The sequence below is a fragment of the Photorhabdus machadonis genome (genome assembly GCF_052657765.1).
Genome location: NZ_CP199761.1, coordinates 1,280,149 through 1,294,529 on the forward strand (window position 1 = coordinate 1,280,149; position 14,381 = coordinate 1,294,529).

Annotated in this window: 13 protein-coding genes and 5 pseudogenes; 2 read left to right on the forward strand and 16 right to left on the reverse strand. The window is 43.0% G+C overall.

From position 1 onward, the window contains the following. Positions 1-20: 20 nt before the first annotated feature. The 3 genes and pseudogenes from ACUN2T_RS06365 to ACUN2T_RS06375 all read right to left on the reverse strand — a co-directional run. A pseudogene (locus ACUN2T_RS06365) lies at positions 21-494 on the reverse strand (IS1634 family transposase); the annotation flags it as partial. Positions 495-509: 15 nt separating this feature from the next. Beyond that, on the reverse strand, positions 510-1,775 hold the full coding sequence (locus ACUN2T_RS06370) for an IS4 family transposase (RefSeq protein ID WP_323840803.1): 1,266 nt from the start codon (positions 1,773-1,775) through the stop codon (positions 510-512). Between the two features lie 109 nt (positions 1,776-1,884). Beyond that, positions 1,885-3,033: pseudogene (locus ACUN2T_RS06375) on the reverse strand (IS1634-like element ISPlu4 family transposase); the annotation flags it as partial. Positions 3,034-3,167: 134 nt separating this feature from the next. On the opposite strand from ACUN2T_RS06375, the pseudogene ACUN2T_RS06380 reads away from it, so the two are divergent. Further along, a pseudogene (locus tag ACUN2T_RS06380) lies at positions 3,168-3,302 on the forward strand (helix-turn-helix domain-containing protein); the annotation flags it as partial. 239 nt (positions 3,303-3,541) lie between these two features. On the opposite strand, the gene ACUN2T_RS06385 reads toward ACUN2T_RS06380, so the two are convergent. The 5 genes and pseudogenes from ACUN2T_RS06385 to ACUN2T_RS06405 all read right to left on the reverse strand — a co-directional run. After that, the gene (locus tag ACUN2T_RS06385; protein ID WP_445496737.1) at positions 3,542-4,546 is read right to left on the reverse strand and encodes a hypothetical protein; all 1,005 of its coding nucleotides are present in this window, start codon (positions 4,544-4,546) and stop codon (positions 3,542-3,544) included. A gap of 157 nt (positions 4,547-4,703) precedes the next feature. Continuing rightward, positions 4,704-5,324: pseudogene (locus ACUN2T_RS06390) on the reverse strand (SIR2 family protein); the annotation flags it as partial. Between the two features lie 481 nt (positions 5,325-5,805). Continuing rightward, a complete protein-coding gene (locus tag ACUN2T_RS06395) occupies positions 5,806-6,471 on the reverse strand; it encodes a CoA transferase subunit B (RefSeq protein WP_445496738.1) in 666 nt (221 codons plus the stop codon). Next, positions 6,471-7,133 carry an acetate CoA-transferase subunit alpha gene (atoD, locus tag ACUN2T_RS06400; RefSeq protein WP_445496739.1) on the reverse strand — a complete coding sequence of 221 codons (663 nt, stop codon included), beginning with the start codon at positions 7,131-7,133 and terminating at the stop codon, positions 6,471-6,473. Before atoD ends, ACUN2T_RS06395 begins: the two co-directional genes overlap by 1 nt. Before the next feature lie 497 nt (positions 7,134-7,630). Then, positions 7,631-8,522: pseudogene (locus tag ACUN2T_RS06405) on the reverse strand (RNA-guided endonuclease InsQ/TnpB family protein); the annotation flags it as partial. 509 nt (positions 8,523-9,031) lie between these two features. On the opposite strand from ACUN2T_RS06405, the gene cspE reads away from it, so the two are divergent. Continuing rightward, the gene (gene cspE / locus ACUN2T_RS06410; RefSeq protein WP_323834810.1) at positions 9,032-9,247 is read left to right on the forward strand and encodes a transcription antiterminator/RNA stability regulator CspE; all 216 of its coding nucleotides are present in this window, start codon (positions 9,032-9,034) and stop codon (positions 9,245-9,247) included. Between the two features lie 310 nt (positions 9,248-9,557). Here the strand turns inward: cspE and ACUN2T_RS06415 are convergent, their stop codons facing one another. The 8 genes from ACUN2T_RS06415 to ACUN2T_RS06450 all read right to left on the reverse strand — a co-directional run bounded on the left by ACUN2T_RS06415 (position 9,558) and on the right by ACUN2T_RS06450 (position 14,380). Further along, positions 9,558-9,950: a CesT family type III secretion system chaperone gene (locus ACUN2T_RS06415; RefSeq protein WP_445496740.1), complete on the reverse strand. Its 393-nt coding sequence runs from the start codon at positions 9,948-9,950 to the stop codon at positions 9,558-9,560. After that, positions 9,947-10,882 (reverse strand): YopT-type cysteine protease domain-containing protein, encoded by a 936-nt coding sequence (locus tag ACUN2T_RS06420; protein WP_445496741.1) that lies wholly within the window; start codon positions 10,880-10,882, stop codon positions 9,947-9,949. Before ACUN2T_RS06420 ends, ACUN2T_RS06415 begins: the two co-directional genes overlap by 4 nt. A gap of 287 nt (positions 10,883-11,169) precedes the next feature. Beyond that, the gene (locus tag ACUN2T_RS06425) at positions 11,170-11,781 is read right to left on the reverse strand and encodes an HrpE/YscL family type III secretion apparatus protein (protein WP_445496742.1); all 612 of its coding nucleotides are present in this window, start codon (positions 11,779-11,781) and stop codon (positions 11,170-11,172) included. Continuing rightward, positions 11,760-12,386, reverse strand: coding sequence for a Yop proteins translocation protein K (locus tag ACUN2T_RS06430; RefSeq protein WP_445496743.1), 627 nt, complete (start codon positions 12,384-12,386; stop codon positions 11,760-11,762). The genes ACUN2T_RS06425 and ACUN2T_RS06430 overlap by 22 nt, the downstream gene beginning before the upstream one ends. Next, complete coding sequence (gene sctJ / locus ACUN2T_RS06435) at positions 12,386-13,081, reverse strand: type III secretion system inner membrane ring lipoprotein SctJ (RefSeq protein WP_036842581.1); 696 nt, start codon at positions 13,079-13,081, stop codon at positions 12,386-12,388. Before sctJ ends, ACUN2T_RS06430 begins: the two co-directional genes overlap by 1 nt. 48 nt (positions 13,082-13,129) lie before the next feature. Continuing rightward, positions 13,130-13,468, reverse strand: a complete 339-nt coding sequence (gene sctI, locus ACUN2T_RS06440) for a type III secretion system inner rod subunit SctI (RefSeq protein WP_445496744.1) — start codon at positions 13,466-13,468, stop codon at positions 13,130-13,132. Beyond that, positions 13,468-14,034, reverse strand: a complete 567-nt coding sequence (locus ACUN2T_RS06445) for a YopR family T3SS polymerization control protein (protein WP_445496745.1) — start codon at positions 14,032-14,034, stop codon at positions 13,468-13,470. The genes sctI and ACUN2T_RS06445 overlap by 1 nt, the downstream gene beginning before the upstream one ends. Then, complete coding sequence (locus ACUN2T_RS06450) at positions 14,027-14,380, reverse strand: YscG family type III secretion system chaperone (RefSeq protein ID WP_445496746.1); 354 nt, start codon at positions 14,378-14,380, stop codon at positions 14,027-14,029. The genes ACUN2T_RS06445 and ACUN2T_RS06450 overlap by 8 nt, the downstream gene beginning before the upstream one ends. Between the last annotated feature and the right edge of the window lies 1 nt (position 14,381).

The window sequence follows — 14,381 nt, forward strand, 5'->3', positions numbered from 1 at the left end:
GCCTTCATTCCGCACCTAATTCAGGAATAAACCGCTTTATATTGTGCGCCTAATAAACTCAAAAGCTCATGGTGGTAAGATTGCATTCCTGTCACCATTTTATGTTCTTGAAATTCAAAGGTGCTGATCCCTTCAAAGGCCAGAAACACCCAACGCGCGGTGGGGGATTGTGTCGGTTTGTTCTTCATATCGGGGAAAAACGGCACACTTTGTTTCAATTCATGGCGAATTTTATGTTCCAGCGCCGCATAAACCATGAGACAACATGTCATCACCATTAACAGCGCTTCTATCCGCTCTGGTTTTTTCAGGAAAATAGCAGACGTCAGGAATTCCGGACTTTTCAGGAAGCGAAAACCCCGTTCCACCTTTTGTTGTGCCTTATAATTAGCCAGTAACGCCGCCATATCAAGCCGTCCTTCATCCCGTTCATTGGTCGCTAAAATAAACCTCCCGACCCGCAATCTGGCCTGCTTCACCTTGTCTAACCGGGTATCATATACAGGATCTTAAGAATTAAGTCGTTCAAAACACGCATCCAATGTTTTGTTTTTAGACGACTTTCTTTGCGGTGTTTTGAATGCATTCTGGGATAAATAGGCTTTGGCTTTTTCCAGCCAAAAACACGTTTCCGACCATGCCCTTTGGAGGAGATTTTCTATTATGGGTTTTAACCAGATCTCCGTATTTTGGGCCGCTTTAAGCAGTGAAACCGCTGGGAATAATCGCCTTGCCAGCGAGCGTCTGAGCAACAACGCTAATAAGCTCAGCCAGATAAGCCCCGTGACCAACGTTTCTTTTCGTGTCGTAAACCGGTGCCAGTTCGTGTGTGATTTGAGTTCTTTAAACAACAGTTCTATTTGCCAGCGGCAACGATAAATATCCATGATGTCATTGGCTGTAAATTCCTCGACTGATAAGTTAGTCAGCCAGAGACAGAAACGTTTTTCTTCAGCAAACCAACGGCGGATCAGGCGAAACTCATAGCCATTACGCCGACAAATCAGATCCAACACCTCAGAACGATTCGTTCTGCGTGTCACGGATTTCAGGGGCTTATCGGACAGCTTCGATAAGATTTTTCCCTGACCATTGCGTGCCCTGATTATTTGGGGATTAAGCGATTTACCGCCCCGCACAATAAACGAACCGCCTGAGCGTGAGAGTTGTTCAAAATACTCAAAATCGACATAACCGGCATCCGCTAATAATAATTGGTCATGCAATGTTGCCGGAATAGGCAGGTGAGTCCGCTCAGAGGCGGTATCTGCAGTAACAGCCATTTTCACGGGAGACTGGGTTAATAATGACAAGGTCATGTGACATTCCACTGCCGCTGCGGTTGCCTGAAATCGACAAGGAAAAACATCAGCCAGTGCCGAATGGACTTTAAATGAACTGCCATCCTGTAAAATAACATTTTGAAATTTGGCGAGTTTTTTGGGCAGGACGAGGTGCTTTTCAGCCCATTGTGCCATGGCAAACCTGACCAATATTTTGACAAATTCAACAAAAGCCGCTTTCCGTAGCTGATTATAAAAAGGACGGTAGCTAACGTGTTGTTTTTCATCGGGGCACAGGCCATTAAATTTTTGGTGTAGCTGAGCTATAGACGTCACTTTCCCCGAACTGAGCGCTGTGATAAGACTGAGAATAAGCGTATGAGGCTCGATATTTCTCACGCGCTGAATAAACCCGCAGCGAAGCGCCATTTTTTGCAAAGAAACGTCACTGAAGAATTGCATTAATTGGTGTTTTATAGCGATAATCGTCACAGGCTTCATCCGTGGTTTTGGTATTAGTTTGGCGACGATTATCAGATCATAAATGAAGCCTTTTTTCTATCTAAAATATACAGTTACTGCTTAAGAGCCTGTATATGAACCGGGTATAAACCTGACCGGCTAATTGATAATGAACCGATTTGGGGTGTTGATGCTTGCCGGGTTTCCCGCGCCCCGCATAGACGGTAATCGCCTGAATTTCCGGCGAGGCGATGCCGATAAACTGGCATTGAGACTCAAAATCATGCAGTGCCTGTAAGGCATCTTCCCGGCAGGCAAAGGATTTTTTGCCCAGTTTGTCGAACTGTTTAGACTCATTTTCTGTTTCCCTGAGTGTGTTTTTCCGGAAAGTCTGGTTTTCACGTTTTTCAGCCGCCGTACTGTTCACCAGTAACCAACGCTGAGGAACGCCGCCATACGATGACGTCACCCAGCAGCCTGAATAGCCCTCACTGATGGGGCTGAATTGCTCCGCTGTCACGTTCAGGAGAGACTGTTTAGCTTCCTTGATCGTCAGGGGAACACGCGTAATAAATCGTTGTTTTTGCTGATGAAGCGAAGCGATCGCGGCTTCAGTATAAAGGGCAGCATCGGCCACAAAGTAGCGGCTGTTTTGTGCCGCTTTCAGACATTGAATATGGGTTTTGATCGTCTGGGCAAAGGCTTTGGCATCATTCGTATTCCCGCTCATAGCCTGCATATAGACAGGGATGCCTGCCTGATTTTCGCAAATCAGTTCAAGGACAACCTGGTTCAGTTCAGGCCGGTGATCCCGGCTATAACCCGGCACCAGTGCAATGCGTTTTGTGTCATCTCCCAACGCGCTGTCATAGTCACCATCGACATGAAAACTCGTGATATCCAAATGAACGGAATCGGGCTTCAGCCCCAATTTATCAACCACTTGCTCAGCAAGCACCTGATAAACTTCCGACACCCCCGCTTCATATAAGGCATCCAGTGTACGGCCGAGCACATCATCATTAAGGTGTTCAGCTTCAATGTCAGCGCCAATTAAACGCGCAATCGGCTTATGTTGAAAAAAGCCGGAAAACATGTGCAATGTCCGGCTGTGAAACCCCAGCCCGTTAAGGATCATCGCCAGAAAAGCGTCGGCGTGAGAGACGGTATGCGATGAATATTTTGGGATAATGGCATCAATCATGCGGGGTAAACCGGCTTCATGACAAAAAGCGGCGATAAGGCCAGGATGATCGAGACGTTTAATGGCAGGTATGGGTGTGGACATATTCGCTTTCCGGCAAATAAAAGTAATAGATCAAAATTAGCGATTACCGTCAACCCCACCGATGTCATCAATACAAAAAACCTGTGTAAGATCACATTATTTTTAAATCAGAAATACGGTGCGGAATGACGGCTAAAGGAGAGTGGATTATTGCTAACTATCTTGAAATACACCCATCTGAAATTTGGCCTAGTCGCTATTTTGATATGTACGGTCAGCTTATTGAGCGAAAGGCTAGAAAAAATCCGACTAATAGTAGCCTAAGTTAAACAGATATTTTCTTGTGGGGGACTAAGCACCCCACTAAATAGCTTTCCATAATACCGATACACTTGTACCTTTTGTTTTCTTTTTGAACAATGTTGGTTCTGTAGCCTATCTCACTGATTTTACGGATCGCTTAGATGAAAAGGCTGTATGTTTTGGTATTCAAGGGTTGGTTGGAAGTGGAGCATAATTATGAAATCTTATTTAGATATTTAGATATTTTCTTTTAATTAAGAATATTTCAGTCACCTTGCGTTAAGAAATCTAAACTTACATCTCCATACATTAATAGATCAAAAGCTAAAAATAACTTTCTTAAGTCTGATTTTAAATTATCATTTTTAAATAATGGAAAAGCTTTTTCTTGAATATATTTCTTTAATTCATCTTTATTTATTGATTTTATATTTTTTATTATAACCAATAACTCTTTTTTATTTAATAAATTCTCGGATTTTATATCTTCGATTGAGCTAAACCCTCTCTTTGAGAATGTTTTATCCAGATGGACGGATTTAACTAATTTGTCTATTTTTCCATGTTCTTTTATTCTTTTTTCTATTTTTTTTATTTCTTTTTTTGATATATTAATATTGTGAAAATCACAAGATTTTATTAATTTAGAGAAAGGGGTTCTAGCATGAGGAGAGTAGTCGATAAGAAATTCAAGAGCTGATTTGTTGGGGATTTCATTTTTTTCAAATATATAATCTTCTAAATATCCAATTTCTTTCACTCTAATATAAACAAGTTGTTTATCACCTAATGCTACGACTAAATTTTTACCAGAATTAGCATATTTTTCTAATTCATCCAAATCAGAAGGCGTGACTAATAAACTACCTAGATTTCCTTTCTCCCCTTCTTCTAGAATAAGTTGCTTTATTACCCTTTGATATCTAAGGATATCATATGGTGGCAATCCTTCATCTATGTTACTTATTTCATCATATATTTTTTTATAATTATCTGTTTCTATAGATGTATACGTTATTTGTGATTTATCATCTGTCCTATGTGTTTTTAAAATATCCATTTCATTTTTTTTGAATTCAATAAAAATAATTCTTTCAGCGGATTTTCTTTTATCTTCTTTTGGGAGCTGTGAAGAAAAATCAGTCAGTAGCTTTTTTACATTTCTATCTGTTAATGAATACCCAATAAAAATTATATAGCTTTTTATCATGCTTGATAATATTTTTGCACTAATGATTATCGATTTGTTATCATATAAATAACTTTTCATAATACCGATACAGTTGGTCTATTTGATTAATATTCAATCAGTGCAAGTCTGGTGCCTGATAGGCTGCACTAACTCATCGCTCTGCTATGCATGGCACACAACCCCTGCTACACAAGGTGTTGTACGAAGTGTAGCACTATTTTGGAAAGTTATTTATTTCATAGTCATAACTATTAATTACTATTGAATTAGGTAATTCTATATCTCCGTGTATTTTATATAGTTCACTCCATCCAACAGTATCATCAAAAAAACCTTCATTACCAATATACATTTTAGGTTCAACACGTTGTTCTGATAAAAGTGTTTCAATAAATGAATCGTAATTTGTTGTAATAATCATTTTTGCATTTTTTAAAAATTTCTTAAATGATTCAAGTTCATCTTTTTTAATGTTTTGTTTTAAATTATTTTGCTTAAATCTTTGACATAAAGAATATTTGAACGGTGATATATCTTCATCAAAAACTCTTTTTGATGTTAATCCATCCAATGATATTTTTCCTGAGTTAAATAATCCATTAAATTTTTTTTCAATGTAAGTTGCCGCGTCAGCATATACTTTGTGATTTAAATCAGAGTCATTTTGTTCTTCTTTATATTTATCCTTTATTTCCGATAAGTAATTATAAAAATCCTGACCATTATTATCAATTTTATTCCAGTATTCTTCCAGCAAATCAGACCATGTTGGAGAATTTTCCAAGTATCTTTTAGACATTCCAGACCCAATAAATACTATTGGGTAATTTTTGAAGTTAAAAATAGAGTCAGACATTTGAAGCCCTTTTCATAAAAATTAGCCGACCACTGGGATACTGCATATAGTAAAGCATGCCAGATCACTTTTTCTAATACTTTGATCGTATCTTACTTAATTTGTGAGATATGCAGATGTCCAAAAAATAACTTTCATTATTATTTTTATTGATTATATTTTATTTGTTATGATTTTATTAGGTATAGTAATCATTAGTTAATTTTATAGTATGCTTTATTGACTCTGATAAAGTAATACTACAATGATACCATTACGACAAAGTTAGATAATAAGGAGAAAGAGAAAATTTTTATTGGAGGAGATATCAATTCACGGAAAGATGAATTTAAAAGATAACAAAAGAATATGGGGGTATAGCAGATAATTGAACCAAATAAAATCATTTAAAAACAATTAACTAATTGTTTTTATTGAATCCTGTAGGGCTAAAAAAAGAGAAGAATTTATCACAACATCTCATTATTGGGAGCATGACCAATCATATTCCACCTTTCTGCATTGGAATAGGCATGGCTTTGAGATCATGTGCGACGCTGAATTCTGCTTCGGTTTTTTCTCTTAGAGTTTCTAATGTGATGCCCGGTGCATATTCTTTCAGGATTAACTGGTCCTGCTCAAAGTAGAAGACGCCCAGTTCGGTGACGATCATCTTGACTTTATTGGCGGCGGTTAGCGGCAGGGTACATTGCTTGAGGATCTTTGTGGATCCGTCTTTGGTACAGTGTTCCATTGCAATAATCACTTTTCGGGCACCCGTGACGAGATCCATTGCACCCCCCATACCGAGCACCATTTTCCCCGGTATCATCCAACTGGCCAGATTGGCATGTTGGTCAACTTGCAGAGCACCCAGCACACAAGCATCTATGTGACCACCGCGGATCAGGGCAAAAGAGAAGGCACTGTCAAACATGGCGGCACCGGGCAGGATGCCACAGGGTTTTCCTCCGGCATTGACCAGATTCGGATGGGGCTCTGTAACGGGGCCAAGGCCCAGAAAACCGTTTTCTGATTGGAGAGTAATATGAATGTTATCAGGCAGATAGTTCGCGACTAGCGTGGGAATACCGATGCCGAGGTTAACAACGTCGCCGTCTTGTAGCTCAAGTGCGATACGGTGGGCAATAAGTTGTTTGGCGTTCATTATGAGTTTCCCTCTGGATAAACTATATAGTCAATTAGTGTGCCAGGTGTCATAACGCAGTCCGGTGCAATCTCACCTACTTCAACCAATGTATCTGGCTCGGCAATTGTGATATCCGCTGCCAGAGCGATAACTGGGTTAAAATTACGGGCGCTTAACTGATAGGTCAGGTTGCCCTGATGATCGGCAAGATGAGCTTGAATCAACGCCAGATCTGCGCGTAGTGGGAGTTCCAGTAAATAGTCTATTCCATTGAGGGTTATTTTTTGTTTCCCTTCTTCTACAAAGGTACCGACTCCGGTAGGGGTCAGGAATCCGCCTAAACCTGCTCCACCGCAGCGAATACGTTCGATCAATGTTCCCAGAGGAACCAGTTCCACCTCTATTTCTCTAGCAATCATTTGGCGTCCAGTTTCTGGGTTAGTGCCAATATGCGAGGTGATAACTTTTTTCACTCTGTTATTAACGATAAGAGGGCCGATGCCAAAGTCGACACGGCTGGTATCGTTGGCAATCAGGGTCAGATCTTTTACACCCGCCTTCAGTAATGCAGTGATTAAATTAGGGGGAGTACCTACTCCCATAAAACCACCTACCATGATGGTCATTCCATCATAAAAATGCTCGGCGGTTTGCTGTATGCTAATGAGTTTATTTTTCATCAGTTAGCCTCTGGGAAATCCTGTCTTTCTGGGAGGGAAGGAGGCAGTTTTCCGGTTAGAACGGTTAATTTTTTCATTTTCCTATAGGGTATCCCTTTTTTCGATTTCAGCTAAATAGACAATGATAAGTATAGCTAAAGAGATTGTCAGTGCAGATTGCATGATCATCTTTATATGCAGAGTATGTCGTGAGAGCTTGTTAATGTATTGCGCAAAACCGGTAAAGACTGGGACATAGAGACCAGATCCTTAGGGATAACAGGTACTATTTGACAGTAAGACCGTTATTTTGAGTATAAATTGTTGCAGAGTCGGGGCAAAGGGCAAAATGACTTAATGTGAAGAACATCTAATGAGTTTGGTTCGTTTTAGCCTTATGGGTGTATGGAGTGGGACTGATTTATTAATGCCAAGAGGTACGGCATCGTATTTAACGGCGTACCTTATAATCTATTCAGTGACTGCGCCCCACCGTAAACCGCAAGGCTTCCCACTTCTCAAGCCGAAACTGTCGATATGACGGATTGACGCTGGCCTCCGTGGGCAGAAACGACGAGTCCCGCCGCCTGTAATTCTGTTGTGCCCTTGTGCTGTATGTTGATTGCCGCATTGATATCGCGGTCATGTTTGATACCACAGAAAGAGTATTGCCAGATCCGCTTATGCAGCGGCATTTCCGGCTCTTTGTGACCGCAGCCATGTCAGTTCGCATCCCCGATAGCGCGAGCAATGGGGTGATTCTTCATCATATTTGCCGATTGCAGCGTCTCAACAATGACCGCTTGGTTTTCGTCAACCATTGTCCGGGAGAGTTTGTGTTGAAAATCGGAGCGAACATGGGCTATCCGCTTATGGACTGCTGGCAGACGTAATCGGGCCTTGCCGCAGTTAACGCTGCCCTTTTGTTTGAGGGAGAGCGATTTCTGCTTACGACTCAGGTTACGGGTGGCGTTGATAAGGTGACGAGAGTTATTCACCTTCTCCTTGGTCGACTGGATAAGATAGTGGGATAAACCCATATTACACCCTGTCACGCGGGTGATAACGCCCGGCTTTTCCGGTGTATCCCTGCCATCGCCACAAAGGATAGCGGCGAAATATTTTCCCGTGGCTGTTCGGGATAGCGTAATACTCTTCACTTTCCCTGTGTATGCGCGCTTCTATCGGTGACAATTTTGGGATCTTCACCGCATCATCCCGCACTTTCACCCCAACACAGTGATAGCTGGATTGCCAGCCCTGTTTGCGTTTGAACGTGGGAAATTTGGCGCTCAACTTAGGATTGAAGAAATGATCAAACGCGGTATTCAGATTGATCACCGCCTGCTGTAACGCAATGGCGTTATATTCCCTGAACCAGGCGTACTTGTGGGATTTCTCCGCAAAGGCATAGCGTAAGCAAACAGGTTGTGCATTTGATATTCATTGACAAAGTCCCGTCGAAAGCGCTTTGATGGACGGATGATAAACCCGTTACGTGAAGCATCACGTGTAGGCAGTGTATGTTTCAATTCCAGTAGTTTGCCAAGTGAGTCATCTAATCTTCGGCGTTCCAAATATGGTTTTAGGATAAGAACTTTTTATAATTAGTCAGTTATAGTGTTGGCGGTGCTATGCAGCATGCATAAATCAGTAACTTGGGAAAAGGGAAACATCTAATAGGAAAAAATAAATGAAATTAAAATTTGCTAAATGTCAGTATATGTGATTTAATAGCTTCACTGGTTTGGAAGTACAGACCTACTTTATGAAAAGCAAGTTAAAGCAGTTCACCATTTAGCGTTATCCACGATACCACTTCATTGCGAATTCCTTCTAATTAGTACCCATAAGTAAAACTGAAAAACAGACCTAACATGCCTTATATGGCAACTTAAATAAAATTAAAGGAAAATCCTATGTCTAATGCAATGACTGGTGCAGTAAAATGGTTTAATAACGATAAAGGTTTTGGATTTATTTCTCCGAAAGATGGTAGCAAAGACGTTTTTGTTCATTATTCTGCAATTCAGAGCAATAATTTCAAAACGCTGGAAGAAGGACAAGAAGTTTCATTCTCTATTGAGAATGGCGCTAAAGGTCCATCAGCGGTAAATGTTATCGTATTATCTTGATTTAACTTAACTGCTTAAATCCATTAATGACTTTACGATAGCGATGAAGGTGAGAACCTGAGCAGTTAAAGTTGTTAATAGTAGAAACCCGCTTAATGGCGGGTTTTTCGCATGTGTACCCGCCAAAATGTTACATGCTATTCCCAGCCTATTATAGAAAAATCCGGCACAAGAAATGTATACCGGATTATCCTACGGGCATAGAATCGTTCAATATCTCTCTCAAACGATCAGCACGACCTTTTTTGGTAGCTTAGGGTACCAAATCTTGAGGCCTCCATTGAACTTATAGCTCGATAGCCGTCCCTTTTCAGACCCGTATCAGGGAAGGAGGGGGCAGATCTTTGGGCTGGTGGATGTCAGGTGTAAGGCGTTGTTCAATATCGTCAATGAAACGCTCTAACCAAGCCTGTAGTTCAACCATATCCACTTTGGGCAAAGGGCGTTGTGACCACAGGATTGCTTGTCCATCCAGATCGCCCTGGACATGGGCGGGCCAATGTTGTCCAAAAAGGTTGTTAGAGCGGCTAACTTCGGAACCTAGTTCGCAGAACAACTGTAGCCAGTCATCGTGATAGAGGCCAATCAGTACCTGAAAACGTCCATTGACCTCCAAAGTGTAGATGTCATCGTCGGCAGGGAACGCCGGGAGGCCAAGTTTGGAGAACAGGGTTTCTATTAGTTGGTGGTAGTCGTGTGTCATTGTGTTTTAGGCTCGTAGTTAAGAACTTGGAAATGTTGTCCCAGACCGATTTCCTTGTTATACATGGACTTGGACCAGAAATCCTGAGTAAACCAGTTGGAGAATGAGGTTTTATCAGGGAAGTTGAACTCGCCGAAGTTAGGATCGAAGAAGGTGACCCCTTTTTGGTCATCTACATAGGCTGCTACTGTATGTCCAGCCATCTTTCCGTCAAAACTGATCTTCTTATAGCCCGATCCTTTGTCACTTGTGTCCAGGATGGCGTTTAGTAGATCTTTTGTGCCTTTGTTGCCAGTTTCGCCGCTTACTTCAAATGGGCTTCGTGGTTGGATGCCATTCTCACTGAGCCAGGATTCGGTTATTTTGGCTTGCTCGGCATATGGATCTATGCCATCCATCTGCAATTGTTTGATGGAAACCAGAGAGTCGATATGGAACTGACCTTTCTGATCCCCAACATAGAGTTGGTCAAAGACGCTCTCACCTTTGGCATGGGCGCTTATCCAGTGGGCGGATATGGATTCACAGACGCCACCGGCGGTGTCTTTGTGTTTCATGATTTGGTCCAGAAAGGCACCTTTGGTCTGGGCAAATTTGAAGGTGACTTCGCCGCCATGCTTACCTGCGGAATCCCGGACACTCCCCAGCTTAGTGCTGACTGCAAAGTGAATGATTCTGTCCATTATCATGCTAAAAGCGAAGCGGCTCTCCTGGTTTTTCTTGCCATCAGTCGTCAGTTGGCGATCGAGCATGGAGTGGCCTGGCAGGTTGCGTTGAATAGTAGCTGAGAGGCGTTCCAGCAACCCAGGTCTGGGGGAAGAGACTTTCAGGAATCGACCAGAGAGTTCGCCCTGTGGCTGATTAACGGCTGTGGTGTCGAGTTGTTGGGTAGGCAATATTCTTTGGTGATTAATACCTGAGATGGGAGACAATGGCTACTCCTTGAATAGTTTTTTGCAGGATTATTCCAGGGAATGGGAACCTGGATATCAGATAGAGTGAATCATAATGTTTTGTCGAAATAGAGAATATTAATAACGGCAGAAGAAATTTTCACTTTCCGTCGAAAACCAGTTGTATATCTGGAATGTTGTAAAACTCTCATTCCAGAAAGGTTCCAACTCTCTTTTTTATGGATGTTGCAGAAATAACGAATTTCCTGGTTATTACGTCAGGAATGTCTGTTTTTTTATCCATTTGGGTGGCGAAATAATCAACTCTACCATTGATTGTTAATGGCGGACATGAGTGCGTCGAGTTGGCTATCTAAGCTGGCATCAATGATCCCGACTTCTGTTTCCAGAATGCAGCCGCCCTGATCGAGGCGATCATCCGCCGTGACTTCTAAGTAGCCGATCTCAGGAAAGTCTTTATGTACTCGGGATATCTGTTCGCGTACTGTTGCGGCTTGTTCAGGATTAACCCGCAGGATGACTTGCTTTTGGTTGCTGACTAATGAAAGGGCTTCACGAACCACCTGTAAGGTAAGGGAAACTTGGTCATAATTCTTCAGGATTTTACGAACAGCTTGCAATACTACATTGCTCATTTGTTGCTCGATTTGTCGGTAATATTGCTGACATTGGAGCTGGGTTTGGTGAATCAAGTTGGCTTGTTCTGCGCGGGCGGCATCAATACCGGCCTGCCAGCCTAACTCTTTTTGTTGCTCATAAACGGTTTGGGCTTCACGTTCAATTTCCTGAGCTTGGATCTGAGCGGCATCAAGCAGAGACTGGGCACTGAGACAGGTTTGATAGTCTGCTTTACGCAATATCAGAAGTTCAGGAGAAAATTGAAGATGTTCTTTTGTTATTTTAATAAAAGGTAACATTCTGTATTCACTTGTTTGGCTAATTTGAGACACAATGCCTGTGCCAGTGGTCGTTCTGCCTGGCTGACAGGCCAGTCCGGGGGATTGTCATGAGGGGGAAGTCGCAAGCTCAGGCGTTTGGCGAAATCGGCAGGAAGAGGTTCCATAGCCATTAGCCAGAACTGTAAGGCACTGGTACGGAAATAATTCGCATTGATTACTGGTGGCAATGAGCGTTGCCAACCAGCCGGCCAGTTGCCGATAATGATGTCGAGGTACTTTAAGCAAAAGTGATGCCCTTCTCTCCCAAGTGAGTCATGTAAATGGCGAAGTTCTGTCGCTAACAGGCAATGGCGAATAGCTTGCCCGTGTAGTAAGGCTCCCAGCCAGGTAAGAAGTTGTTCTAAGTATGATTGCTCCAGCAAGGCAATGTTTCCCAACCCGGCAGGCAACTCATAATCTACATTCAGGTCAAATTGAGTCAACAGTAGCCCATTGACTCTGGGAGAGCTACGCCATTCAGGAAGGGAGGACAAGACTGAAAGCCAATCTGGTGATAGATGGTCCGTATGAATATAACTGGCAGGGCAAAACCGAAATTGGTAGGGCGTTAATGCTGTTGCCATTATTGCATCCTGCTTCGGTGCCACAGGAACTGAGCCAGATTGCTGATGAATAACAAAGCTAACAATAAAACCAGAATTCCGATCAAGCGGCCTTGTGATTCCTCCGTGACCTGGATAGAAAATAGCGTGGAATAGCGCGGTGCTAACGGCACCTGACGCACGCCTGCCGCAGGAACTAATACGACGCTGATGCGGTCATAACTCAGTCCTTCGATGCTGTTATTGACCAGTTGCTTTATCTGGGGAATATAAGTATCGAGTTGAACGTCAGCCGCGTGTTTGATAAACACAGAAGAAGAGGCTGGCGATAACTTTTTACCCAGTCTGTCTTGTTCCTCCGGCAAGACCACATGTACCCGTGCTACGAGTACGCCATCAATCTCAGAAAGCGTTCGGGCAATTTCCTGTGCTTTGGCGAAGTTGAGCCGCGCCCGTTCTTCTACCGGTGAGGAGATCAGGCCGTCTTTAGGGAAAACATCTTGTAAAGAGGAGAAGTTCTCCCGTGGATATCCTTTACGTTTTAGTACCTCAACAGCTTGTGCAACATCAGATTCTTCGACCAATAGCTTGATATTGTCATCTTTGTCTGGCTGCTTATCCGAGGAAATTCCTGCTTCCCTGAGCAAGGCCAGCATTTCATTGCCTTCTTTTTGGCTAACTCCAGTATAGAGTTCGATTTTACATCCTGTTAGCATGAAGACAGCTAACAGGATGCAGATTATAGGGTGTTTCTTCACAGTTCCTCACTGGGCTTTCATTAGGGTTTCAATGTTTTGGTTCAATCGTCCTACTGTTTTGGCAATCAGCTCTTCTTGCAGGGTGATACGCATGAGAGACCATTGCATTTGCATCAGGCTATTGGGATCACTGCCGGGGACTGCCAGCTGTGCTTCCAGCTCTTGTTTAGCCTGAGTAAGTTGTTGTCTGTACTGGCCTAGTTCGCTGATCAGGTTGTTTCCAAGCCCCTGATCTTGATTGGACATAGCCAGTTCAAAATGTGCAACATTTTCGGCACTGGCCTGAGGTGTGTTGAGTTCATCCAGGCTGGTTATCAGTGTCTCGCTTATTTGTGGCAGGTCCATTATTCCTCCAAATCGAGTTTGTGTGAGTTTCGTATCAGGTTATCCACCATACCGTTACGGGGGATCAGCGTTTTCAACTCACTTCGGATTAGGTCACTCAGGTACTCATTACCGTCTAGAGATTTAATCTCGCCGAGTACTTTGAGAAGGACAGTTTCTTGTTGTCGACCTGTGGGCGCGAATTCACGAACAATTGCTCTGAATTCTGGCAAATCCAGTTGTGGCTTGATGGGCAGGGTCAGACCACCAAACTGCGACCACAGATGTTCTTGCACTGGGGCAATAAGTTTGCCCTCTAACTGAGCACGTTGGGAGGGCTGGCTATCAGTTGATAAGGTCTGATGCCATTGCCAGACGATTTTTCGCTGGGTCGCCGGATTGAAGTCACCTAAAACTTCCTCCAGAGATTCCCCCCGTATCCAGCGTTGTTGTCTCTCTTTCAGCGTCTGCTGATCAGGCATGAGTTCCAATGCCTGGTCAAAGTCCTGCTTGTGTTTGGCAGTGATTGAAGGCTGTGTTGTTGGTTGTGACAGCACATTATAGGATGGTCCTTCGATCCTATTCATGAGCTAGTTGTTCCCGCATACCGTCAACAAAGGAGAGTAATTGTGGATCGTTGCTATTAGCCATCCGCATCAGTCTCTGCTCTAGGGCTGATGCCAGTCCCAGACGCCATTCACACAAAGCCAACCAGGGTTCCAGACTGGGCCAAGGAAGATCCCGTCCAAAATTCAGAGCCTGTTGATATTTGCCTTGGTTCGTCAGAGAAGAGAGCCGAATTAGGTTTGCGGCTTCTTGCCCTTCCTCGTTTAATATCAGCCAATCGGCAATAACATTGGCTTCGTCATGGCAGTGATGGCCGCTTCCAACCAGAGCAATATCTGCCAGTAGTCCTTTGAGTGAACGTGTCATG